Annotated in this window: 24 protein-coding genes; 16 read left to right on the top strand and 8 right to left on the bottom strand. The window is 56.4% G+C overall.

Annotated features, from left to right (window positions below; translation table 11 throughout):
* Window positions 1–185 precede the first annotated feature (185 nt).
* The 9 genes from ACAW74_RS08915 to ACAW74_RS08875 all read left to right on the top strand — a co-directional run bounded on the left by ACAW74_RS08915 (window position 186) and on the right by ACAW74_RS08875 (window position 8,941).
* The gene (locus ACAW74_RS08915; protein ID WP_370697839.1) at window positions 186–2,033 is read left to right on the top strand and encodes a T9SS type B sorting domain-containing protein; all 1,848 of its coding nucleotides are present in this window, start codon (window positions 186–188) and stop codon (window positions 2,031–2,033) included.
* Between the two features lie 123 nt (window positions 2,034–2,156).
* On the top strand, window positions 2,157–2,504 hold the full coding sequence (locus tag ACAW74_RS08910; protein ID WP_370697838.1) for a YbaB/EbfC family nucleoid-associated protein: 348 nt from the start codon (window positions 2,157–2,159) through the stop codon (window positions 2,502–2,504).
* Window positions 2,505–2,590: 86 nt separating this feature from the next.
* Window positions 2,591–3,592 (top strand): glycosyltransferase family 2 protein, encoded by a 1,002-nt coding sequence (locus ACAW74_RS08905; RefSeq protein WP_370697837.1) that lies wholly within the window; start codon window positions 2,591–2,593, stop codon window positions 3,590–3,592.
* Between the two features lie 247 nt (window positions 3,593–3,839).
* A complete protein-coding gene (locus ACAW74_RS08900) occupies window positions 3,840–4,658 on the top strand; it encodes a hypothetical protein (protein ID WP_370697836.1) in 819 nt (272 codons plus the stop codon).
* A 59-nt stretch (window positions 4,659–4,717) separates the two neighbouring features.
* Window positions 4,718–5,293, top strand: a complete 576-nt coding sequence (locus ACAW74_RS08895; protein ID WP_370697835.1) for an RNA polymerase sigma factor — start codon at window positions 4,718–4,720, stop codon at window positions 5,291–5,293.
* Window positions 5,274–6,896, top strand: coding sequence for a hypothetical protein (locus ACAW74_RS08890; RefSeq protein WP_370697834.1), 1,623 nt, complete (start codon window positions 5,274–5,276; stop codon window positions 6,894–6,896). Before ACAW74_RS08895 ends, ACAW74_RS08890 begins: the two co-directional genes overlap by 20 nt.
* An 83-nt stretch (window positions 6,897–6,979) precedes the next feature.
* The gene (locus ACAW74_RS08885; RefSeq protein ID WP_370697833.1) at window positions 6,980–7,537 is read left to right on the top strand and encodes a QcrA and Rieske domain-containing protein; all 558 of its coding nucleotides are present in this window, start codon (window positions 6,980–6,982) and stop codon (window positions 7,535–7,537) included.
* Between the two features lie 90 nt (window positions 7,538–7,627).
* Window positions 7,628–8,329 (top strand): hypothetical protein, encoded by a 702-nt coding sequence (locus tag ACAW74_RS08880; protein WP_370697832.1) that lies wholly within the window; start codon window positions 7,628–7,630, stop codon window positions 8,327–8,329.
* Window positions 8,330–8,407: 78 nt separating this feature from the next.
* Window positions 8,408–8,941 carry a YceI family protein gene (locus ACAW74_RS08875; RefSeq protein ID WP_370697831.1) on the top strand — a complete coding sequence of 178 codons (534 nt, stop codon included), beginning with the start codon at window positions 8,408–8,410 and terminating at the stop codon, window positions 8,939–8,941.
* 71 nt (window positions 8,942–9,012) lie between these two features.
* Here ACAW74_RS08875 and ACAW74_RS08870 read toward each other — a convergent pair whose 3' ends face one another.
* Complete coding sequence (locus ACAW74_RS08870) at window positions 9,013–10,551, bottom strand: S41 family peptidase (RefSeq protein WP_370697830.1); 1,539 nt, start codon at window positions 10,549–10,551, stop codon at window positions 9,013–9,015.
* A 220-nt stretch (window positions 10,552–10,771) separates the two neighbouring features.
* Window positions 10,772–11,722, bottom strand: coding sequence for a DUF2279 domain-containing protein (locus ACAW74_RS08865; protein WP_370697829.1), 951 nt, complete (start codon window positions 11,720–11,722; stop codon window positions 10,772–10,774).
* Between the two features lie 182 nt (window positions 11,723–11,904).
* Here ACAW74_RS08865 and scpA point away from each other — a divergent pair, with 182 nt between their 5' ends.
* The 7 genes from scpA (at window position 11,905) to ACAW74_RS08830 (ending at window position 17,245) form a co-directional block, all read left to right on the top strand.
* Window positions 11,905–14,118: a methylmalonyl-CoA mutase gene (gene scpA, locus ACAW74_RS08860; protein ID WP_370697828.1), complete on the top strand. Its 2,214-nt coding sequence runs from the start codon at window positions 11,905–11,907 to the stop codon at window positions 14,116–14,118.
* A gap of 12 nt (window positions 14,119–14,130) precedes the next feature.
* Window positions 14,131–14,367, top strand: coding sequence for a DUF8507 family protein (locus ACAW74_RS08855; RefSeq protein ID WP_502918609.1), 237 nt, complete (start codon window positions 14,131–14,133; stop codon window positions 14,365–14,367).
* Window positions 14,367–14,768, top strand: a complete 402-nt coding sequence (locus tag ACAW74_RS08850) for a putative toxin-antitoxin system toxin component, PIN family (RefSeq protein WP_370697826.1) — start codon at window positions 14,367–14,369, stop codon at window positions 14,766–14,768. Before ACAW74_RS08855 ends, ACAW74_RS08850 begins: the two co-directional genes overlap by 1 nt.
* A 137-nt stretch (window positions 14,769–14,905) precedes the next feature.
* Window positions 14,906–15,628, top strand: coding sequence for an RluA family pseudouridine synthase (locus ACAW74_RS08845; protein WP_370697825.1), 723 nt, complete (start codon window positions 14,906–14,908; stop codon window positions 15,626–15,628).
* Between the two features lie 115 nt (window positions 15,629–15,743).
* Window positions 15,744–16,046, top strand: coding sequence for a Dabb family protein (locus tag ACAW74_RS08840; RefSeq protein ID WP_370697824.1), 303 nt, complete (start codon window positions 15,744–15,746; stop codon window positions 16,044–16,046).
* A gap of 79 nt (window positions 16,047–16,125) precedes the next feature.
* Window positions 16,126–16,527, top strand: a complete 402-nt coding sequence (locus ACAW74_RS08835) for a ketosteroid isomerase-related protein (protein WP_370697823.1) — start codon at window positions 16,126–16,128, stop codon at window positions 16,525–16,527.
* A gap of 115 nt (window positions 16,528–16,642) precedes the next feature.
* Window positions 16,643–17,245 (top strand): GNAT family N-acetyltransferase, encoded by a 603-nt coding sequence (locus tag ACAW74_RS08830; RefSeq protein ID WP_370697822.1) that lies wholly within the window; start codon window positions 16,643–16,645, stop codon window positions 17,243–17,245.
* Here ACAW74_RS08830 and ACAW74_RS08825 read toward each other — a convergent pair.
* The 6 genes from ACAW74_RS08825 to hpt form a co-directional block, all read right to left on the bottom strand.
* On the bottom strand, window positions 17,242–18,564 hold the full coding sequence (locus tag ACAW74_RS08825; protein ID WP_370697821.1) for a sensor histidine kinase: 1,323 nt from the start codon (window positions 18,562–18,564) through the stop codon (window positions 17,242–17,244). The genes ACAW74_RS08830 and ACAW74_RS08825 overlap by 4 nt on opposite strands.
* Complete coding sequence (locus ACAW74_RS08820) at window positions 18,561–18,887, bottom strand: circadian clock KaiB family protein (RefSeq protein WP_370697820.1); 327 nt, start codon at window positions 18,885–18,887, stop codon at window positions 18,561–18,563. Before ACAW74_RS08820 ends, ACAW74_RS08825 begins: the two co-directional genes overlap by 4 nt.
* 1 nt (window position 18,888) lies before the next feature.
* The gene (locus tag ACAW74_RS08815) at window positions 18,889–19,194 is read right to left on the bottom strand and encodes a circadian clock KaiB family protein (RefSeq protein ID WP_370697819.1); all 306 of its coding nucleotides are present in this window, start codon (window positions 19,192–19,194) and stop codon (window positions 18,889–18,891) included.
* Between the two features lie 85 nt (window positions 19,195–19,279).
* Window positions 19,280–20,992 (bottom strand): circadian clock protein KaiC, encoded by a 1,713-nt coding sequence (gene kaiC / locus ACAW74_RS08810; RefSeq protein WP_370697818.1) that lies wholly within the window; start codon window positions 20,990–20,992, stop codon window positions 19,280–19,282.
* 117 nt (window positions 20,993–21,109) lie between these two features.
* Window positions 21,110–22,756 carry an ArnT family glycosyltransferase gene (locus tag ACAW74_RS08805; RefSeq protein WP_370697817.1) on the bottom strand — a complete coding sequence of 549 codons (1,647 nt, stop codon included), beginning with the start codon at window positions 22,754–22,756 and terminating at the stop codon, window positions 21,110–21,112.
* Window positions 22,757–22,796: 40 nt separating this feature from the next.
* The gene (gene hpt / locus ACAW74_RS08800) at window positions 22,797–23,330 is read right to left on the bottom strand and encodes a hypoxanthine phosphoribosyltransferase (RefSeq protein ID WP_370697816.1); all 534 of its coding nucleotides are present in this window, start codon (window positions 23,328–23,330) and stop codon (window positions 22,797–22,799) included.
* Window positions 23,331–23,333: the final 3 nt, after the last annotated feature.

Genomic DNA, 23,333 nt, shown 5'->3' with positions numbered 1-23,333 from the left:
ACGTTAGGAAGTCAGATCATTTAAGTAGTTGTTATACGAAAGAGCAATACGTTGTGAGCGCAATTTTTTACAGGCTTCTGGCGGTTAGCGCCCTTTGGAGCTGCCTGTTTTTTAGTGTCCGTACGGCGCGGGGGCAATGTCCGACAGGGAGTTATCCCGGAGACCCTAACGTCGGCTCCTTTACCGTGCCTGCAAAAGTGTGCTTGGGGCAGGCTATCACCATTACGGGAGTACCAGCCGATGTCAAAAATGCCGCGTATCAGTTCCAGTACGATGGCGTAACGCCCGCTGCAAACGTTACAAATGCCGTTTCACGAACGACCAATACATATACAGCGCCGGGCAGCTACACTATTTTGCAGAAGGCCAACCGGGCGCAGGGCACCATCGCCTGCCGAACCGTGGAGGTGGTACAGCCCAAGCCTATCGAGTTTACGGCCAAAGTCTGTTCAGGCCTGAGCACAACGCTGACCTATAACCTGACTGCTGAAACGGCAACGTATGATGTGATCACTATCACATGGGGCGACGGGGCAAGCGATACGTACCCAACGCCGGGCCCTAAAACCGTTGTACATACTTACGCCAATACCTTATCGCGGACTGTGACCGTGCGTGGTTTGATAGGGGGAACAAGCGGTTGTCAGGGACCGGCTTCACAGACGGTGGTTGTTCCCCAAAATGCGTCGTCGGCCGTGAACCCGGTTATCAATTCGCTCATATCGTCGGACAATGCCATCACGTTGCGCTATCAGGCACCAACGGGTACAACCGCCGAGATACTCCGCAAAGATGCGGGTGGTAGTGGATTTGTCAGCGTGGGGCTGGTGAGCCCGGCGAGCCCGTTTACGGTGGCGGCCCCGTCTGATAAGGTGACCTGCTTTCAGGTAGTTGCCAAAGATGCCTGCGGCGTGGAGCGGCGGTCGTCGGAGGTATGCAGCCTTGTCTTAAACGCACAGGCCGCCGACCGGCAGAACAAACTCAACTGGATTCCCTATAGCGGTACCTACGACAGCTTCCGGGGCTATCGAATTTACCGCAACGGTGGCGCGCCGCTGGTTGGTGGGTTGCCTTCGGGGCAAAGTTCCTACACCGACGCCTTCAACATTCAATGCGGCGACCGCTACTGCTACCGGCTCGAAGCCACGCTGACCAACCCGCCCATCACGCCTGACCAAACGATCGTCACCTCGGCCGAATCGTGCGTGACAGGTGTCGATGCAGGCACCATCGCGGGGCCAGCGTCTATGTTTGTATCGGTACAGGGCGATGGCGTTTATGTAAAATCGGCCTTGCCCCAACCGCAAACGACACCCGCGGCAGTCTACACGCTGGTGGTAGCCCGTGCTAATCAGTTTGGCGGTCCGTTTGCCGATCTGGGCACGAGCAATGACCTGACTTACACCGACAAAACGGCCAGTACCGGCACGCAGAGTTATTGCTACCAGACCGCCGTTATCAACAAGTGCGGTATCAGATCGGCTTACACCAAACCCGCCTGCTCGATCCTGCTGACGGTGGGCCCCGATGGCGTATTGCGCTGGAACAACGACTCGCCGTTCTCGAACGAAACACCCGGTTCGTACCTCATCGTCCGGATCGATCCCAACACGGGACAGCCTGACGATAAGTTCGACATTGGCCGGGCAACGCAATACACGCCCGATCCGCAAAGCCAGGTGACGCAGTATCAGGTGGTTGCCGTCGACTCGAAAGGTATCGAGAGCTATTCCAACCCCATTGATGTGCAGTTGGCACCCCGATTGTTCGTCCCGACGGCCTTCTCCCCCAATGGCGATTCGCAGAACAACGAATTTATGCCCAAAGGCATGTTCTGGAATGAACTGGACATGACCGTGTATGACCGGTGGGGCGGCGTGGTTTATAACACCACAAACAAAGACGACAAGGGCTGGAACGGCGATGTAAACGGGCAACCGGCGCAGGCAGGCTATTACTCATACCGCATCAAAATCAAGGATATAAACGGCAAGACCTACGAACGGACCGGCCGCTTTCTGCTTATCCGATGAACTCAAATGAACCGAACGATGTGTAATGAACAATGTGGATGAACAATGGATTTCCTCGGTAATCACCCATTCATTGTACATCATACATTATACGTTGTTCATTACTCCTTGTCCAGTAAAGCTATGTTTGGAAATCTTGGCGATATGATGGGCATGATGGGAAAGATGAAGGAGATCCAGGCCAAAATGAAAGCGGCCCAGGATAGCCTCAACACCATCAGTGCCACCGGCGAATCGGGCGCAGGCCTGGTTCGGGCCACCGTAAACGGCCAGAAACAACTCATCCAACTCGATATCGACCCCGATCTGGTGAAGCCCGACGACCGCGAAATGCTTCAGGACCTGATTGTGGCGGCCATCAACAAGGCGATGGACAACATCGAGCCGAAAATCAAAGCCCACATTCAGCAAGCTACCGAAGGTCTGCTTCCCAACATCCCCGGCATGGACCTGGGCAACCTGATGGGGTAAATTCGTTTGAGGTTTGTCGTTTAGCGTTTGACGGTATCTGAGCGTAAGCCAACGACAAACCTTAAACTCCAAACGACAAACTAGTTTTGCAGGTAGCGATTGTCATTCTGAATTATAACGGGCGGGATTTCCTGGCCCGGTTCCTGCCGTCGGTGTTAGCACACGCCGACGGCTTTTCGGTTTATGTGGCTGATAACGCCAGCACCGACGATTCGGTAACGTACCTGCGTGGGCATTTTCCGCAGGTACGTATCCTGCAACTGCCCACCAACGAGGGCTACGCGGGCGGCTACAATACCGCTCTGAGCCAGATCGACGCCGAGTACTACTGCCTGCTTAATTCCGACGTCGAGGTGTCGCCCAACTGGATCCGGCCCGTGCTCGACCTGTTTGCGGCCAATCCCAACACTGTTGCCTGCCAGCCCAAGATCAGGATGCAGGCCCAGCCTGCGCAGTTTGAGTATGCGGGCGGGGCGGGCGGCTACCTCGACTGGCTGGGTTTCGCGGCCTGTCGGGGACGAATGTTCGACACCGTTGAAACCGATACAGGCCAGTATGACGACGATCGGCGGGTGTTCTGGGCGTCGGGGGCATGCCTGTTTGTGCGGGCTTCGGTTTTTCACAAAACGGGCGGCTTCGACGCGTCGTTTTTCGCGCACATGGAAGAGATCGACTGGTGCTGGCGGGTGCAGCGGCTGGGCTACGAAGTCTGGACCTGTGGCGGCTCGGTGGTGTACCACGTAGGGGCCGGTACGTTGGCGAAAACCAGTCCGAAAAAGACGTACCTGAACTACCGGAATAGCCTCGCCATGTTATACAAAAACCTGCCGCAGCGCAATCCGTGGGGGCTGTTGTTGTTCCGGCTGATCGTAGACGGCCTCTCGGCGGCTCCGTTGTTGCTGCGTGGCGAACTGGCGGCTATTTGGGCCATTATTCGGGCGCATTTTGCTTTTTATGGCTGGCTGCCCCGGCTCCGGCCGCAGCGGCAGGCGTTGGCCCGGCAAGCTACCACCGCCGTGCCGCTTTTCCCTAAAAGCTTTATCTGGGCTTATTTCGTTAAAGGCGTCCGCCGCTTTGCTGATTTGTAGGGGCGTGGGGCAGGGGGCTCGGGGTCGGGAATAGCACGAAGCAAGGTCGTCGATCTAGCCCCTGCTATTCCATGTTACTCCCTGCCCCGAGCCCTTTGCCAACGCCCCCCTGCCCAAAAACTTTTTCCGCCGACGCAACCGGCCGCGAACGGTTTCCGTACAGCCTAATGAACCGGTTCAACTGTCACATTTCTCCTCGAAAAATCAGTTGAAAATTATGCTGTATAACTCGTACTCTCTACGCTCTTTGCTGGTACTCATCCTGTCGACGGCTTCGCTCGTGGCTGTGCTGACGGCCTGTAAAAAAGACACCGAAGCCACGCCCGGTCCCGATATTCAGGTGAACCCGACCTCGCTTGGCAACGTCATTACCGACCAAAACGGACGAACACTGTACTTTTTCGCACCAGACGTTACGGGCAAATCGGCCTGTTCGGGTCAATGCCTGGATACCTGGCCTATTTTTTACAAAGAAACACCTACCTTGAGTACCAGCCTGGCCGCGGCCGATTTCACAACTATCACCCGCGCCGATGGCAGTAAACAAACCGCTTTTCAGGGCTGGCCGCTCTATTATTACAAAAGCGATGCAAAGGCAGGGGATGTACTTGGCGAGAACGTTAATAAGGTCTGGTACGTGGCCAAACCCGACTACACGGTGATGATTGCGTCGACGCAACTGGTTGGCAACGACGGCAAATCATATACGAAAGACTACAAGGAAGGAACCGGCTCAACGCTGTACTTTACCGATGCCGGCGGCAAAACGCTCTATGCCTTTGCGAATGACAAAAAAGGAACAAACAACTACACCAAGGCCGACTTCAGCAACAACGCGACCTGGCCAATTTGGGAAGGTTCGGCGATCAAATCGATTCCGTCGATTTTGAAAGCGAGTGATTTTGCGACAACTACGGCGGCTGGTCGTACACAACTTACGTACAAAGGGTGGCCACTCTATTACTTTGGCCCGGATGCCAGTCAGCGTGGTGTTACAAAGGGCGTGAGCGTACCCAGGCCGGGTGTGTGGCCCATTGTCTATGCCGATTCGCCGGAAGCACCCTAACCGGGTGTTCCTGATTGGCCCGACGATTACTCAATTTTTAACGCTTCGACGCTCGTTCTATGGCGAATCCGCCGTCCATACAGGCCCTACCCGACTTGCTGGCAGGCTGTCTACGCCATAACCGGCGGAGTCAGGAACTGTTGTACCGGCAGTTCTACGGCTACGCGATGAGTGTCTGCCTGCGCTATACGCAGACCCGCGAAGAAGCGGTGGAAGTGCTCAACGATGGATTCCTGAAAGTGTTTACGAAGCTACACCAATATGATCCGGCGCAACCATTCAAACCATGGCTGCGCCGGATCCTGATCAACACCGCTACCGACTATTACCGGCAGGCTGCGCCGCACTATTACCAGAACGATCTGCACGCCGCCGAACACCTGACGAGTCAGGAAGCCGATGCCCTGAGCGGGTTGAGTCACGAATACCTGCTGTCGCTGGTACAGCAACTGACGCCAGCCTACCGGATGGTGTTTAACCTCTACGCTATTGATGGGTACAGCCACGACGAAATAGCCACGCAACTGGGTATTTCGGTAGGGTCGTCGAAATCGAACTTGGCGCGGGCGCGGGAAAACCTGCGGCTGTTGCTACAAAAAAAAACAAACGATGAGTATGGAAGAGTGGCCCGATAACCATCTGGACGAACTCTTCAGAAAATCGGCTGAAGAGTTCGACGCTCCCTTCGATCCTAAAGACTGGGCCGACATGTCGCGCCGGCTGGATGACTACGACCGACGTACCTGGTTTGACCAGATTAGCCGGTGGGGCGGCATTGGGGCGATGCTGCTGCTGTTGTTGGGGGGACTCGGCTGGATGATCTACGTACCTAAGGCGGCTGGCATTCATCAGCAAGGGGCAGTCAAGGCCAGCCCAGTACCACGGCAGCAGCCCGAGTCCACCCCGATTGCTGAGGCCAACCCGGTTGCGTCTGTGGAGCCGTCTAAGCCGCAGGCAACCCCGCCGTCTGCTTCACCACAAACCGATGCATCGCCTGCGTTGGCGCTGAACCGGACCCAACCCGCCAAAACCAACGAGACTACCGTAAGCGACAAGCGGAGCGATATACCTTCTGTTCGGCAGCAAACAACACAACCTGAAACGTTGCCCCTGACCCTATCCGACCGGCCGTCTGCTACCCATACAGGCGAGCCTGTCGGTACGTTGGGGAAGTCGTCGCGGCTCGACCCGGCAGCTCGGCCAATCAGCGCAAAACGAGCTGATCGCCAACAGGATGCGGTAGTGGCCGGCGCAACCGTGCTGACCAAACGACGAAATAGAGCCATTGACCAGACGACGCTGTGGCGCCGATCACGGACCGGCAACGTACCTGACCAGGCGGACGTACCTGCATCGCCCCGCCTGAACGTACCCGGTATGGACGTACCCGGTATGGACGTACCCAGCACATCTGTATCTGGCAACGTACCTGACGCTCCCGTACGAGCCAACGTGCCAGCGGCCAGCGCGTCCATGGATGCGCGTTGGTTGCCAGCTTTGACATCGGCGACCAGCTTAAGTAGCCTGGTGAATAAGCCATCGCCGCCAGCGGTCGAAGTGCAGGAAGTGGCCGTTGAGCAACCTGCCCGCCAATCAACGCCCCGGCTATCGCGGTTCAGTGTGATGGTATTTGCCTCGCCTGATCTGAGTAGCATCGGGCTGAAAAACTTCGATCGGCCGGGAAGCAATATGGGCGTATCGGTACAATACCAACTGACTGATCGCCTGAGCCTGCATACCGGCGTTATGTTGAGCACCAAACGGTACCAGACCTACTCAGATGAATACGTTTGGCCCAACCCGCCACTTAACAACCACCTTTACGTGATGCCCAAAGAGATTGACGGGGTGTGTAAAATGCTTGACCTGCCGCTGAACCTACGCTACGACTGGCTGCTCCGGCCGCGTGGCGATGGGCGCGCGCCAGCCCGCTGGTTTGCCACGGCCGGCCTGACGAGCTACTTCATTCAGCGCGAAACGTACACCTACGAATTTGCCGACCCAGCCGACCCGCGCATCGGGATGAACACCGGCTGGGACAATCAAAAAGCGGGGCGGCCTGGTGGTTCGTTTGGCTTTAGTAACATCAACGTGTCGATGGGATACGAACGGCCTATCACAAGGCGTTTATCCTGGCAGGTTGAGCCGTTTATGAAAATCCCGCTCAAAGGCGTAGGTGTCTTTCGCGTGAAGCTGATCAGCACCGGCGCGTTTGTCGGCCTTCGGTATCGCTTCTGACAACTTTATCCAATTCTGTAAATGCCCCTTTCTGTTTAATTAACTGTACCAACACACGATTGCCCCTTAAACGTCAGCATGTTATGAACAAAAACAGCCAATCCGCCGATACCAACTCGACCAACGAATCAGCCGCTCTATCGAGGGGCGATTTTATGCGCAGCCTTGGCCTTAGCACCGCCGCGCTAATGACCTTCTATTGCATGGGCAGCACGCTCTCGTCGTGCAAGTCGAGCGATCCGGCCCCCACTACGCCTACGATTCCCGGCACAGGCGGAAGCGGTGGCGGCAGCAACGGGTTGACCGGCAACGCCACCACAGCCGGTGGGGCCATCAACTTTACGCTCGACCTCACCAACACCAATGTCAGCGGCCTGAAAACGGCAGGCGCGGCCCTGAAAGTTGGCGACGTGTTTATCGCCAATGCCAAAAGCGGATTTGTGGCCCTGCAACGCTTGTGCACACACGAGGGGCAGGACCTGCTCGCCTATCGGTCTAGCAACGACGATATCGTATGTTCGGCCCACGGCTCTGAATTTAAAACCGACGGCTCGGTCAACAAAGGCCCCGCGGCTACGGCTTTAAAACGCTATACGGCTACGCTATCGGCTGATGGCAATACGCTGACCGTAAAAGCCTGATCCGTAAAAACGTGTCGTGAGTGCGCCCCGTCTGCCCGCAATCTGGTGGGTGAACGGGGCGTATTCACCATACTTAACGCTTAGTCCTACATGAGTATGATTCGCTCCTTTCTGATCGGCCTGTTGAGCTGCTGTGCGTTTTCGACGGTACAGGCGCAGGACACCACCAACGTAGCTGCTCCCGCTACGGCCGTTGCCGATACCACCCGCCCCGCCACGGAATCGGCCGATGCGCTGCTGTCCAGCCTCACCGATTCGATTGCGGCCCCTCCGTTGCTGCCCGACCATATGCTCTTGACCCAACGGGTGTTCTGGGGTAAAAAAGGGCTGGTGCGCCTGGTGGGGGCTTCACCCCTGACGGTGGAAGGTCGTGAAAAGGAACTGAAGGTCCGCCGGACCATGCTGAGCCTGCACCAGATTGGCGGCTTTGTCACGCTGGCGGGTTTCATTGCGCAGGGGATCATCGGGTCGCAGTTGTACAACGCAAAAGGGAACGACTACACGCGCATCAAAGAACTGCACGAAGGCATGGCTACGGCCATCAACATTGCCTACGGCACGACGGCGCTGCTGGCGCTGACGGCCCCACCCCCGGCGGTTGGGCAGCGGCGCGGGCTGAGTACCATCAAGCTGCACAAATACCTCGCGATTGTTCACCTGGCGGGTATGGTGGCCACTAATATTCTGGCTCATCAGATCGAAAAGGATTTCACGCTGAAGCCCTATCACCGCGCGGCTGCCTACACCACGTTCGGAGCGTTTGCGGCGTCCATCATCGTCTTGAAATTTTAACGGATTCACGCCTTTGTCGTCAGTTGACCCTCAACAGTCTGTCGACTGATGACAAAGGCCTATTGTCTTAGCCAACTCATGAAACTCATTGCGCTGCTGCTGGCTTGTACGGCATTTGCCCCCATCGCGCCGAAAAAACTCGTTGCCGATAAGACCAAATCGACGGTAACGTATGCCATGAAACACCCCATGCACGATTGGGAAGGGGTGAGCCGCGACGTCAATGCGGCGTTGGTTATCGACGATGCCACCAAACAGGTGCAACAGGTGGCCGTTGTGGTTCGGGTGGCGTCGTTCGACAGCCAGAACCAAAACCGCGACTCGCATATGGTGGAAGTGCTCGACGGCCTGAAATACCCCAACGTTACGTTTACCAGTCAGGACGTAAAAACGAACGCGGATGGCTCGCTGACGGCCACCGGAAAGCTGACCTTCCACAATGTGACTAAGCCCGTAACCATCCAGGCCACGCGCCGCGACCAGAACGGTCAATGGCTGCTTGACGGCCAGTTTACCGTCAAGCTGACCGACTACGCCGTTGAACGGCCCACGCTGCTGGCGGTACCCACCGACGATCAGTTCAAACTATCGTTTTCGATTTTGTTTAAATAGGCAAGGGGCGTGGGGCTCGGGGCGTGGGGTAACGATTTACTACCCCACGCCCCGAGCCCCACGCCCCTTGCTCAGTTAAGCGCTTCCAGGGGGCCGCTTGTGGTGGCCCGAACGGCCGATACGCCTTCCTTGATCAGCTGAAGCGCCTGATGCAGGGTGTAATTACGGTTTTGGAGCAAATCGTCGTAGGAGCGCGACGTCGGGAAATCGGGTTCGATGGTAAAGCCGTTGGCGTGATCGGCTGCGACGGCATGAACCAGCTTTTTCAGCGGCAAACGTACCTGAATCTGCGAGTGGGGGAGGGTGATGTATTTGAACTGCCCCGCAAAATCGCCCCAATAGGCGCCACCACAGGCCTCACCCACAAACGTACCCCGGCCCGCGTCGAGCGTCTTGGCCAGTACCGACGCCGCTGCCGAGAACGAAGACCCGTTCATCAGCAGGTACAGATTCCCCCGAAACGCCAGCTTCCCCGCTGGCCGGAACCGTTTCCGGGCAACCCGGTTCGCAAACCAGCCGCGCCCGTCGGCTTTGTAGTTCATGCTGAAATTCAGCGCCGACAACGGGTTCCAGCGTGTAATGATTTCGGCACGGGCGGCCCGTTTCATGTGCTCGCCTTCCATCACGGTAAACGGCTCGGGCAGCCAATATTGGAGCAACCGCGCCGAGTTGAGCACCGCACCCCCACCGTTATTCTGCAAATCGACGACCAGGTTATTGACCCCGGCGGCCTGAATCTGCTGAAACGCTTTTTTGAGACGGCGTTTAAACTGCCACTGGAACGGATCGAATCCGCGCGGATTCATAAAGGATGATACACGCAGCACGGCGGTGCCGCTGAGCGAATCGACCAGCCGAACGCTCAGGTTGGGCTGGCGCAGGTCGGGCTGCTGCTCGAAGTCGCGGCGGTAGCGCTGGGATAGCAGGTACCGAAACCGCTCGGAGGTGGGGCAGGCAAGACGTATCTGGCGCGTTAGTGTGTCGTTGGGAAGGCGGTAACGTACCTGCACCGTGTCGACGGAGCCATACCAGGCGGCATAATAATCGGCAAACTGGGTAAGGCTCCACTGCTCGCGGCCGCTTCGGTTGTCGCCGTCGGAACCCGAGCGGTCGCCGTCCATCAACGTCTGGTGAATGCTTCCCACCGATTGGCCCTGAATGGAGAGCAGTTCGGTGCCGCGCCGCAACGTGGTGTCTTCCGAGGCATTGTGGCTGATATAGTACCGGCCATCGACCTGCCGAATGTAGAACGGCACATAGTGGGTGGTACGGTTGAGGTAGCCGTTTCGGTGGTTGAGATTCGTGTGCCCGTCTTTGAGGCTGCTCACGTAAGGAGCTACGTACCTGAACAGCGACAGGTAGTCGATCGGTGCATCGAGGTGATTATACAGGGAGTCGAAAAGTTGCTCCATGCGCGCTTCGGGTGTGTAGTAACCGATGCCGGGATGGTAGGTTTTCAACTGCCGCCGCAGGTACAGCATGTCTTCATGCGCCTGATCGGGGGTGAAGGTTTGGGCTACCGACGAAGCCACGCAGCAGGTGGCGAGAATTATTGTCAGCAGCCCCAGACGAGCCAGAGGCCGCCGGGTGATCTGAAATAAGAAACGCATGGTTAGGTTAAAACAAGAGGAAGCCCGTAGGCTAATTATTTTACGGTCCTCTAAACTATTCAAAAACAGAATAAAATACAAAGCATAGCGAAATAATCGGCTTTATATACGGCATACGGTAGGTATAGCCGAAGATTGTAGTAAAAAAAGTCCTATAATCAATGTAGATATGGGTAATTGACTGATTCAGTAACGAAAACAAATTGCTCAGTATACACACCTAAAAATAGACCCACCAGAGGCGTGGTTTTGGCCCGATTTGCAGCGTCGGGGCTGGTACTTTGATGTAGTTCAGGCAATGCAAAACGGTTTTTATCAACGGGCGGCGCGGTTTGAATAGCCTGACCAGGTCTACATCGGGCGCCAGATACCACTCCCAGCGCCCACCTTCGCCGGTGCGGCCAATACTCCAGGTTTCGGCCTCAAGGCCTGCTCCAACGGATAGCTGTAACCAGTCGGGCCACGCTTGCCGGAGGCGTGGGCCCACTAGCTGCCGGGGTGAGAACGAAAACCAATAGGTTTGATTGATGTAGTCGTCGATGCTGAACGCCTGTGTTTTGATACCCCGGTGATCGAAATACTTGTTGGTCCGCTGCCAATAGCTGACCTTCCACTGACTAGCGCGCAGAAAGGCCGATTGTTGTTGCGCTATCGGCCAGAACCCACCCAACGTACCCACCGTGACATCGGCCCAACTGAAGCCATAGCGCGGTGAAAAGCCATCTTTGAACTCAATGCTTAATTGCACAAACGCTGCCGCCCCCGCCGCGTACCAGCCGGCCCGCTTCGGGGTCATACCGGCCCAGCGAAAACCCGCGTAGTAGGCGTCGGCGGTAAACACGCCCCCCAATAAATGTCCGAGCTTGTCGACGTTGCTGGCATAGCGGAAGTCGCGCCCATTGTCGACGTGAAAGCGGGTGTAGCCTTCACGCCACCATTTGTTTTCGAGATACACATACGTTGCCCCCAACGAAAGCACGGTTGAGCCGCCCAGCAACTGACGGCGTTTTCGGTGCGTAATGGCCGCCGAGTCAGTGGTCAGGTACGTTGTTGGCCTGTTGTCAGTTGAGTCAGTGGAAACAGGTGGATAGAGAATGTCCTGCGCGCAGCTTATTGCCGGGACGAAAAACAGGCTGAGCAACAGGTACGTTCTAAAGTGGCAGGTAACCATGAGCCGTGCGTAGAAACCACTAAAGATATAGTTTAAATCAACTAAATGCGTTTATAAGATGCGTAAGGCTGGGTACGTTCCGGTGGAATGAAGTGACATCACGAATGTGCGCCGAAAGCCGTTATTTTGGGTTGCTTATCGGCGGGTCTGCTCGCCCGTTTTTCCTGATCAGCCCTACTGCCATGCGCCCTGACTTCACCAACATACCTGCGTTACCCGTTTCATCGCCAACCACGCCTAACACGCCACCTTTCACCACGGCGGAAGGCATTCGGCTGAAGCCCCACTTCACGGTGTCCGACGCTCCATCGAAACTGGCGGGCTGGCAGGCTGGCATTCCGCCCTATCTGCGCGGACCCTACGCCAGCATGTATGTGCGCCAACCGTGGACTATCCGGCAGTATGCAGGGTTCAGTACCGCCGAAGCGTCGAATGCATTTTACCGGCGCAACCTGGCGGCGGGGCAGAAAGGGCTGTCGGTCGCTTTTGACCTGGCCACGCACCGGGGCTACGACTCCGACCACCCGCGCGTGGTGGGCGATGTGGGTAAGGCGGGCGTAGCCATCGATACGGTCGAGGACATGAAAATCCTGTTCGACCAGATTCCGCTCGATCAGATGTCGGTGTCGATGACCATGAACGGGGCGGTGTTGCCCATCATGGCTTTTTACATCGTAGCGGCCGAAGAGCAGGGCGTTGCCCCCGAGAAACTGTCGGGAACCATCCAGAACGACATTCTGAAGGAGTTCATGGTGCGGAACACATACATCTACCCGCCTGCGCCGTCGATGCGCATCATTGGCGATATTTTTGCGTACACGAGCCGCCACATGCCGAAGTTCAACAGCATCAGCATCAGCGGCTACCACATGCACGAGGCCGGAGCACCCGCCCACCTCGAACTCGCCTACACCCTGGCCGACGGTCTCGAATACATCCGCACGGGGCTAGCCGCGGGCATGAGCATTGATCAGTTTGCGCCGCGCCTGTCGTTTTTCTGGGGTATTGGCGTCAATCACTTCATGGAAATTGCCAAAATGCGGGCCGGGCGGGTGCTGTGGGCCTCGCTCGTGCAACAGTTTGGCCCAAAAAATGCCAAATCGCTGGCGTTGCGCACTCACTGCCAGACGTCGGGCTACAGCCTCACCGAACAAGACCCGTTCAACAACGTAGCCCGCACCACCATCGAGGCACTGGCGGCGGTGTTGGGTGGCACCCAAAGCCTGCACACCAATTCGCTGGACGAAGCCATCGCGCTGCCCACCGACTTTTCGGCCCGCATCGCCCGCAATACGCAACTCTACCTGCAACACGAAACCGACGTCACCCGCGCTGTCGACCCCTGGGGTGGCTCGTATTACGTAGAGTATCTGACGAACGAGCTGATCGATAAGGCCAGCGCCCTCATCGACGAGGTGGAACAACTGGGCGGCATGACGAAAGCCATCGACACGGGCTTACCCAAGCTGCGTATTGAAGAAGCCGCCGCCCGCAAACAGGCCCGCATCGACAGCGGCCGCGACGTGATCGTGGGCGTAAATAAATACCGCGCCCAGACCGAAACTGACATCGAACTGCTCGAAGTCGATAATCAGGCCGTGCGCACCAGTCAGATCGAGCGTCTGCGTCAGGTACGTGCCACCCGCGATCAGGCGAAGGTACAGGCGGCGCTGACAGCATTGACGGCAGCGGCTGACCCCACCCCCGTCCCCTCCCCTGGAAACCAGGGGAGGGGTGAAGCTAGGGGCGAGTCTACCCCCCTCCCCTGGTTTTCAGGGGAGGGGACGGGGGTGGGGTCTAACCTCCTCGCTTTAGCTATTGAAGCGGCCCGCCACCGGGCTACGCTGGGTGAAATTTCGGATGCACTCGAAGTGGTGTTCGGGCGGCACAAAGCGACTATCCGGGCTGTATCGGGCGTGTATCAGGCAGAGGTATCTGACGATGAGAATTTCCGGCTGGCGCGTGAGATGGCCAATCGCTTTGCTGAGGAAGAAGGGCGCCGTCCCCGAATGCTGGTAGCTAAAATGGGGCAGGACGGTCACGACCGGGGTGCCAAAATCATCGCAACTAGCTTCGCCGATTTGGGTTTCGATGTCGACATGGGACCGCTATTCCAGACACCGGCCGAAGTGGCGCGTCAGGCTGCCGAGAATGATGTACACGTCGTTGGTGTGTCGAGTCTGGCGGCGGGCCACAAAACGCTGGTACCGCAACTGATCGACGAGCTACGTGCTATTGGCCGCGACGATATCCTGGTGATTGCCGGGGGCGTTATCCCCGCTGCTGATTACCAATATCTCTACGACGCGGGCGTGAAAGGCGTCTTTGGCCCCGGCACGGTTATTTCCATTGCCGCCCAGAAGATCCTGGGTGAACTGATGGAATCAACCGTATAGATTAACTTGTTAATGACGAATAAAAGCAGCAAGCCTATGCTAACCTCGTTGCAACTAGAGCTTTTGAAAACCTTCTCGCGACCCGTGTCCGATGAGCAGGTGCTGGAAATCAAACAGTTGTTGGCCGATTACTTCGCTCGTAAAGTGGATGAGGACGTTGATGCCTTGTTTGAGCAGCAAGGCTGGAATGCTGCGACGGCAGAGCGTTGGCTGACCGAGCACAATCGCACTCCTTATCAGCACGACTAATGCGTATTGTGCTGGATACCAACTGCCTGCTGGCCATTATCCCGAGAGTGTCTCCCTATCGCGCGGTCTTTGACGCCTATCGTTCCGGTCAGTTTGAGCTGGCCGTTAGTACCGAAATTTTGGAGGAGTACGCCGAGATTCTAGAGCGAAAGATGACCGTAGCTATCGCCAATAACGTCCTCGAACTTATTGATAGACAGTATAATACTGTTCAGACAGAGATATATTACCGTTGGTCTGCTATTGCCAGCGACTATGATGATAACAAGTTTGTCGACTGTGCTGTATCACCAGGGGTTGATTACTTGGTAACCAACGACAGTCATTTCAGTGCGCTTCAACAGCTCGAGTTTCCTGCCGTAAGATGTTTGACATTGCAAGCGTTCATGGCATTACTGTAGGGCGAACTGGCCCCGGCACGGTTATTTCCATTGCCGCCCAGAAGATCCTGGGTGAGCTGATGGAAGCGGGCGTTTCAGACTGAGGGCGCAACGAGGCGGTGCGGGTGTTACTGGCATAAACGCCGTACCTTTGCGGTATGAAACTGAATTTCGCCGACCTCATTCTGTATGAGGACGATGACTATATCCTCATCAACAAGCCGCCGCACGTGGCCTCGCTCGACGAACGCACAACCGACAAGGCGGGCGTCAGCATCCTGCGACTGGCTAAAGCCTACAGCGATGACGCTCAACTGGCGCACCGGCTCGACAAAGAGACTTCGGGTACGTTGGCCATTGCCAAACACCCGGAGGCCTACCGGCACCTCGCCATGCAGTTTGAGCACCGCGAGGTGGCTAAACGCTACCATGCCATCACCAACGGCGTCCATAACTTCGAAGACATTTCGGTCTACCTGCCCATTGCGCCGAGCCGCGACGGTACGCACGTAAAAATCGATCGGGAAAAGGGCAAGGTCGCCGAAACTATCTTCAACACGCTGCGGGCCTACCGGATCAACACGCTGGTGGAGTGTATGCCCATCACGGGCCGGATGCACCAGATTCGGGTGCACCTGATGTGCCTCAAAGCGCCCATCGTGCAGGATCCCACCTACGGAGGGAAGCCGGTTTTTCTGTCGCAGATCAAGCGCGATTTCAACCTGAAGCAGGATACCGAAGAGCAACCGCTGATTCAGCGGGTAGCCCTACACGCTCATTCGCTTACCTTTACCAAACTGAACGGCGACGAACTGACGGTCGAGTCACCCTACCCGAAGGATTTTGCCGCGCTGGTGAAACAACTTGAAAAAAACAGTTAATCAACGGTAAAGGGTGAGTGGTAAGCGATGAACGATACGAAAAGAGCGATGACGCTTGTGCATCAATAGCTTATCGTTTGCCGCTTACCACTTATCGTTTATCAATCTCCATCTCATGTTCATTCATTCTGTTTATTTCTGGCTGGCCCGCCCCGAATCCGACGAGGATCGGGCCGCCCTGAAAGCGGGCCTCGAGTCGTTGCGGGGCGTAGAGGCCATTCAGGCTGCACAAATTGGAACGGCGGCGGCTACCCGTCGGCCCGTTATCGACCACAGCTACGACTTTGCGCTGCTGCTGACCTTCGCCGACGAAGCATCGCACGACGTCTATCAGGAACACCCGATCCACCTGGCGTTTGTAGACAACTGCAAACACCTCTGGAACCGCGTTCAGATTTACGACGTAGACGTGAAATAGGTTTGACGTTTGGCGTTTGCTGTCTCGCGTTGGACAAATAACGTCAAACGCCAAACATCGAACACCAAACGCCCTTTTAATGACTTCACACGAAACTGTAGCGTCGTATTATGCCGCGTTTAACCGGAAAGACTGGTCGGCCATGCTGGCGCTGCTGAGCGACGACGTTCGGCACGATAGTAACCAGGGATCGTCGCGCACCGGCAAAGACTTGTTTACGCAGTTCCTTCAGCATATGGACGACTGCTACGACGAAACCCTCACTGATCTGGTGATCCTGACGAATTCGGCAACGCCTTCGCGCGTCGCCTGTGAATTTGTCGTCAACGGGGTATACAAGAAAACCGACGGTGATCTGCCCGAAGCGCACGGCCAGACGTATCAGCTTCCTGCCGGTTCGTTTCTCGACGTGGCCGACGGAAAAATCACCCGCGTTACCACGTATTACAACCTGCCCCTCTGGGAGTCGCTGGTAGCTTAAAAAGAATGAATAATGGATAATGTAGACTGTATAATGACTCTGCTAAGCTGACAAACTCTTCTTTATCAGTGCTCATTATACAGTTTAAATTATCCATTATTCATTCCCACTCCCCATGCCTAACCTGACCTTTCAGCAGTATACCGGGGCGTCGTTCCGGGAAGTGTTCGAGCCGTTGGCGAGGCTGCGGATCACGGTCTTTCGTGATTTTCCGTACCTCTACGAAGGGTCTATTGCCTACGAAACAACGTACCTGGAAACCTACGCCCGCTCGGCGCGTTCGCTGCTGTTTGCCGTTTTCGATGGTGATGAACTGGTGGGAGCTACCACCTGCCTGCCGCTGCTCGACGAAACCGCCGAAGTACAGGCGCCTTTTCGGAAAGCCGGCTATGCGCTCGATCAGATCTTTTATTTCGGGGAAAGCATTTTGCTGCCTCGTTACCGGGGTATGGGGCTAGGGCATCGGTTCTTCGATGAGCGTGAGGCGCACGCGGCGAGCTTCGGTACGTACCCAACCACCTGCTTCTGTGCCGTACAGCGCCCCGCCGATCATCCCCTGCGTCCGGCGAGCTATCAGCCGCTCGACGCCTTCTGGCTCAGTCGGGGCTACCATCGCGAAGATCGTCTACAAAGCACCTTCAGCTGGCCCGATATTGGGGAGACCACCGATTCGGCCAAGCAAATGGTTTATTGGGTCAAGACGGCGCTACGTACCTAGGCGGGCAGGAAAAGCTTGAACGTTGAGCCCACGCCGGGTTTGCTTTCGGCGGTGAGTTCGCCGCGGTGGTTGTTGGCCACTTTCCGGCAGATAGCCAGGCCAACGCCGCTGCCCGGGTAAATCCGACGACCGTGCAGTCGCTGGAATACCTGAAAAATACGGTCGAGGTATTTCTCATCGAAACCAATGCCGTTGTCGGCCACACTGATCTCGTGGAAGACCTGATTCGCGACGGAACTAGGCGGAATGGTGTTCTGCACCGCCGCGGGCAGGTCGGTAATCACTACTCGGCGGGCGCTGACCCGAATATGCGGGGAAACGTCGGTGCGGTGAAATTTCAACGCATTGCTTAGCAGATTCTGAAACAACTGCCGAAGCTGCACTTTATCGCCCTGTACCACGGGTAGGTCGGCGCGGTCGATTACAGCACCCCATTCGGCTACGGACACCGACAGGTCATCGAGCACATCGGTAAGCAGCGAATCGAGCGAAACGGGCTTAAACGGCACTTGCTGCATAGTCAGGCGCGAATAGTCGAGCAGATCTTTGATCAACAGCGTCATGCGGGCTGCGGCGGCGTTCATGCGCGTGATCAGATCGTGCCCTTCATCACCCAGATTTGCGCCATAATCGGCCTTCAACAACTCGCCAAACGACCTGATTTTGCGGAGCGGTTCCTGCAAATCGTGCGAGGCTACGTAGGCAAACTGCTGAAGGTTATCGTTGGACAGGTTGAGCGCATTGTTGCTGATTTCCAGCGCGCGATTGGCCAGCTTCAACTGCTCATTGTTAAGAGAAAGGAGCTGCTGGGTTTCTTTCTGACTCGTCAGGTCGGTAATGATAACGCTCAACGACGGTCCTTCGTCGAGCTCAAGAGCCGTCACCGACAGCAGGCACGGAATGGCGTGGTCGGTATGGTCGCAGAGCGTCATTTCAACGCGGTGTTTGTCGGTCCAGCCCATCTCAACCAGTTGCTGGTAGGCGGATAGGCTCTGAGCCGCCACAAAGTTGTCGAACGAAAGGCCAATCACCTGCGACAGCGGTAGCCCCACCATGGTGGCGAACATGGAGTTGCCGTAGACGATGAGGCCGCCCGCGCTGAGCGTAACAGCCCCTTCGTTCATGGTTTCGATAAACACCCGGTAGGTCTGATCGGCTGTTTTCAGGGTGTAGAGCTCGTGCCCGTCGTCGCCCGTGACCACCAACGCATCAACCTGACCCGTGCGGATGGCGTGGATCGTCTCGGTGGCTTCTTCCAGCTGCTCGCGCAGTCGTTGATTTTCAGCCAGTAACTCCTCGTAGGTCAGGGTTGCGTTCATGCAAAAGGGGCAGCTAGGCCTAATCCCTGAAGCACCTTTTCGGTATTCGACATATCACCGATCAGCCGTCGCTCGGGCAGGGGTAAGCGTTTGATCAGCAACGGTAAGGCAATGATCTGGTGCTGTTCGGCTATGTCGCGCTGCTGATGCACGTCGATAACCTCCAGTGCGTAACGCCCCGGCAGGTACGTCTCGCAAAGGCGTTTAAGATTGGTAATAGCCCGCACCGAGTTGACCGAGGCCCCCGTTACAAATAGGCTTAGCTGATAGGGCGCTGCGCCGTTTTCAGGGGAGGGGTCATCGGCAGGGTTGAGCGTATGCATGTTAAGACGTTGCCGGGCGAATGTTCAGCCCAACCAGTACTTTTTCTTCATTCGACAAATCGCCGATGATTTTCCGAATCGGTTCGGGCACTTTCTTGACCAGCGTTGGCACGGCCAGAATCTGGTCGCCTTCCGCCAGCTGGGGGTGAACCAGCAAGTCGATTACTTCAATGACATAATTATCCTTAAGGTTGTTTTCGCAGTATCGCTTGAGATTGGCCAGTGCCGCCACCGATTTGGGTGTATTACCGGCGATGTAGAGGCGCAGCTCCCAGATGGTATCCTGCTCATTGGTAGGCGTGTTCATTCCCTTGGACGTGTGTGTAGTGAACGGGTAGAGCTAAGTAGCTGAAAGCTAAAAAGTTGAAAGAGTGGCAGTTTGGTGGGGCTGCTTACTCTTCTTTATGTCGGATACGGGTAAGCTGCTCGCGATTCTTCTGAAGAATTTCTTTCCGAAGCTCGTCTTCAATGTAGGTCTTGTTGAGCTCATCCTGAACCGATTCAAATTCTTCGCGCAGGCTGGTAATTTTTGATTCGAGCACCAGCCGTTTACGTTCAATTTCACGATCCTTCTGAGTCACCGCGTGGTCGCGCAGGGCCTCGCCGGTATACTCCTGTAGTTGTTGTGCTTCGCGCGCTGAACCGGTCAGCACGCCGTCGGGGCCGAGATAGACATCGACCAGGTCGACGCCGTGATCGGTAATCACAAACTCACGTACCTGATTGGAATGCCGCATACCCCGCGCCTTCATCACGTAGAGCCCCCGGTTGCGTTCGCCGTTCGATTCGATGTCGCGCACCAGCAGCCACGTATCCACCAGCGAAGCCACGCCTTCGTCGGTCTGCTCTTCAACAACTGTGTTGCGAGTCAGTGCCGTGAAGAGCACCGTGATCTGTTGGGCCTGCAAAAAGTCGATCAGCCGGATCAGCATCGACTTCACCTCGCTCATCGAGCCCACCGTAATCAGGTTGGTAATCGGGTCCAGAATCACGACCCGCGGATTGACGGACCTGATCAGCTTATGAATCACTGTCAGGTGCATCTCAAGGCCGTTGAGGGTAGGGCGTGACGCGTGGAATGTCAGCAACCCGGCATCGATATGCTTCTGCAAATCGAGCCCGATCGATTTCATGTTGCGGATAATCTGCTGCGGCGACTCTTCAAACGCAAAGAAAATGCAGCGTTCGCCACGTTGGCATGTTTCGTTGGCGAAGCTGCCGGCGATACTGGTTTTGCCCGTACCCGCGGTGCCCGATACCAGCACACTACTCCCCCGGAAATAGCCCTTGCCGTCGAGCATACGATCGAGCGAGGGAATGCCCGACGAAACCCGGTCGCTCGATACGGCATGATCGAGGGTAAGCGACGTAACTGGCAGTACCGAAATGCCGTCTTTGTCGATCAGGAACGGGTATTCGTTGGTGCCGTGTACCGACCCGCGGTATTTGACAATACGAAGCAGCCGGGTCGAAATCTGGTTATCGACGCGGTGATCGAGCAGAATCACGCAGTCAGACACGTATTCTTCCAGCCCGTGGCGGGTCAACGTACCCGACCCGCGCTCGCCGGTAATGATAGCCGTTACCTGCTTTTCTTTCAGCCATTCAAACAGGCGGCGCAGCTCCGCCCGCAGAATACCCTGATTGGTCAGGCCCGAAAACAGGTTTTCGATGGTATCGAGCACCACGCGTTTGGCCCCGATGCTGTCGATGGCGTACCCAAGCCGGATGAAGAGCCCATCGAGGTCATACTCGCCGGTTTCTTCGATCTCGCTGCGTTCGATGCGTACATAGTCGAGCTTAATGCGTTTGTCGTGCTGAAGCTGTTGCAGGTTGAAACCCAGCGACGCAACGTTGACGGCCAGTTCGTCGGCTTTTTCTTCAAAAGCCATAAAAACCCCGGGCTCCTCGTAGTCCAGTGCACCACGCACCAGAAACTCCATCGAGAAGAGCGTTTTGCCGCAACCGGCACTTCCGCAAATGAGGGTAGGGCGCCCTTTGGGCAAGCCGCCTTCGGTTATTTCGTCCAATCCGGTAATACCGGTTGGCGTTTTGGGCAGTGCCTGTAAGGGAAATGAGAAATCCTTAGAGGAAGTAGAAGACATCTAGATTGAGGGCATGCAGTCCTCAACCACCTATCGGCTAAGGTTACTAAAGGTAGTGAATCGCAGTGAGTTTTCCCTAAGCAGTTCCTCTTCCCGGTCGGAAAGGGCTTCAACGGTCTACCTCCGTTCAAACAGGACATAGCCGTTTTCCTCACGAATAAGCCGCAGGTTGGGGTTGGTGCGGTATTGATCGGCCACGTTGATCTTGGTAATCAGGTACGTTGGCTTATCGACGGGACCGTTGAGCAGGTAGTCTGACTGGCGGGTTTTGGGATTTACGGGCGGCTGCTTGCGGAAGTAAAACAACTGCGCGTAGCTTTTGTAACCAACAGGTTCAGCATATACGTCCTGCCCTTGCCGCTCGGTGTAAAAGCGTACCACGGCACCCTGCACGTACTCCTCGATCTTGGGCACGATCAGCGCCAGATAAAGCCACAGGCAAACAGCCGTAGCCCCAAACAGGGCCCAGATGGGGCCGGGCAGGCTGTTTTCAGGTACGTTGTTGCGCCTTGCCCGCACAAAATGAGCCAGCCGGACAATAGCCGTGAGCAGCACCACCAGGTACGTCAGGCCGATCACCCATTCCCAGCCGCCCCAGGTTACGTTGGCTTGCAGGTTGGCCACCGCAAACGGGTCATTGATGTAGGGAATCAGCGCGGTTTTGAACCGACCCACCACGGGCAGGGCGGTCAGCAATAAGCCCAATAGGACACCAATGAACAGCAGTCCGGCGGTTAGCCAGCGATTCCAGGCTACCCGGCCGACCAGCAGATCGGCGATGTGGCGGGCGGCCAGGTACGATACCGGAAACCACGCCATGCTCGAATAATGGACGATCTTGGTCTTGACGATCGAAAACAGAATCATCACCACCCAGAACAGCACCACCATCCAGAGCCGGAAATCGCGCGGATCGGTTGAGGCGGTGAGGTAGCGGATGGCGAAAATCGACAGCGGAAAACAGCCCACCAGCACCACCACAAAATGATAGTAGAACGGCTGTCCGTGCCCGGCATCGGGCGTCGAGAAGAGCCGGATCTGGTACTCGATAAACTCCTGCAAAAACCATGGACCATTCTGGATGATTTCGAGGCCAAACCACAACGACGCAATACCCAGGGCAATGCTGATAGCCATCAGGGCATGCCAAAACCGCAGCAACGGCCTGAAGCGGGTGAGCGCCCACACAATGCCAAACGTGAGGCCCGCCAGCAAAGCACCCACCGGTCCTTTGGTCAGGATGGCCAGCCCGACAAACAGGCCCGCCAACGCCGCCAGTTGGCCCACTTTCGGTTTGCCATACTGTTGGGCCGCCAGGTACGTATACCAGACACCCAGGAAGATGAACAGGTTGAAGGTGGGATCGATAATCCCTGTTTTGAAGTACAGATGTGGGGTGAGCGCCCCCAGATACCCCACCGCCCATAGCAGCCCGAAGCGCGGCCCGTGCAGGTACGTTCCCACTTTGTAGAAGGTAAGCAGCGTGGCGATGCCGATGAGGGCGTTGGGCAGGCGGGCGGCATATTCGCCCACCCCCAGCCAGTACATGGCCGTCGCCTGTAGCCAGAAAAACAGGGGCGGTTTTTCCCAGAACGGCTCAAAGTTGATCTGCACGCGGGCGAAATTGCCTGTCACGAGCATCTCCCGCGCCGACTCGGCAAAGTTGATTTCGTCCCAGTCGAACAGGTGAACGCGACCCAGAAAAGGCAGGTAGAAAAACGCGCCCAGGGCCAGAATAAGTAGGGGGTAGTGACGTGAATTCATCCGTAAATCCGCAACGATAGCAGGGCAGGGGCGTGCGCCGTTACGGTTGTTCCAGTACAAAAATGGCCTGCGTATTCCGGCCCAGCCCGTCGTAGTCGAGGCCGTAACCCACCACAAACTGATTTTCGATCTCAAACCCGACGTAAGTCAGGTCGAGGGGTGTTTGCAGGGCTTCGGGTTTGAACAGCAAGGTCGCGATGGCGATGGAAGCCGGCTCTTTTTCGTTGAGCTGACGTAACACCTCTTGCATGGTCAGGCCGGTATCGACGATGTCTTCGATCACGATCAGGTCGCGGCCGGTGATGACTTCAGAAAGCCCCAGGATTTGCTTGATCTGCCCTGTCGAGCTGGTTTTGTCGTATGACGCCACCCGGATAAACGTAATTTCGCAGTCGATCGTGAGGTTTTTGAGCAGATCGGCCGTAAACAGGACCGCTCCGTTTAGTACGCCTACGATCAGCGGGCGGCGGTTGGCGTAGTCGCGGTTGATTTGCTCGGCCAGTTCGGCAATGCGGCTCTGAAGCCTATCACGATCAATAAAGGGGACAAACGTTTTGTCGAGTATTGTCAGCATAGC

Source organism: Fibrella musci, assembly GCF_041321105.1.
Lineage (GTDB): Bacteria > Bacteroidota > Bacteroidia > Cytophagales > Spirosomataceae > Fibrella > Fibrella musci.
Note: the sequence above shows the minus strand (reverse complement) of the source record. Positions and strands in the feature narration are given on the sequence as shown.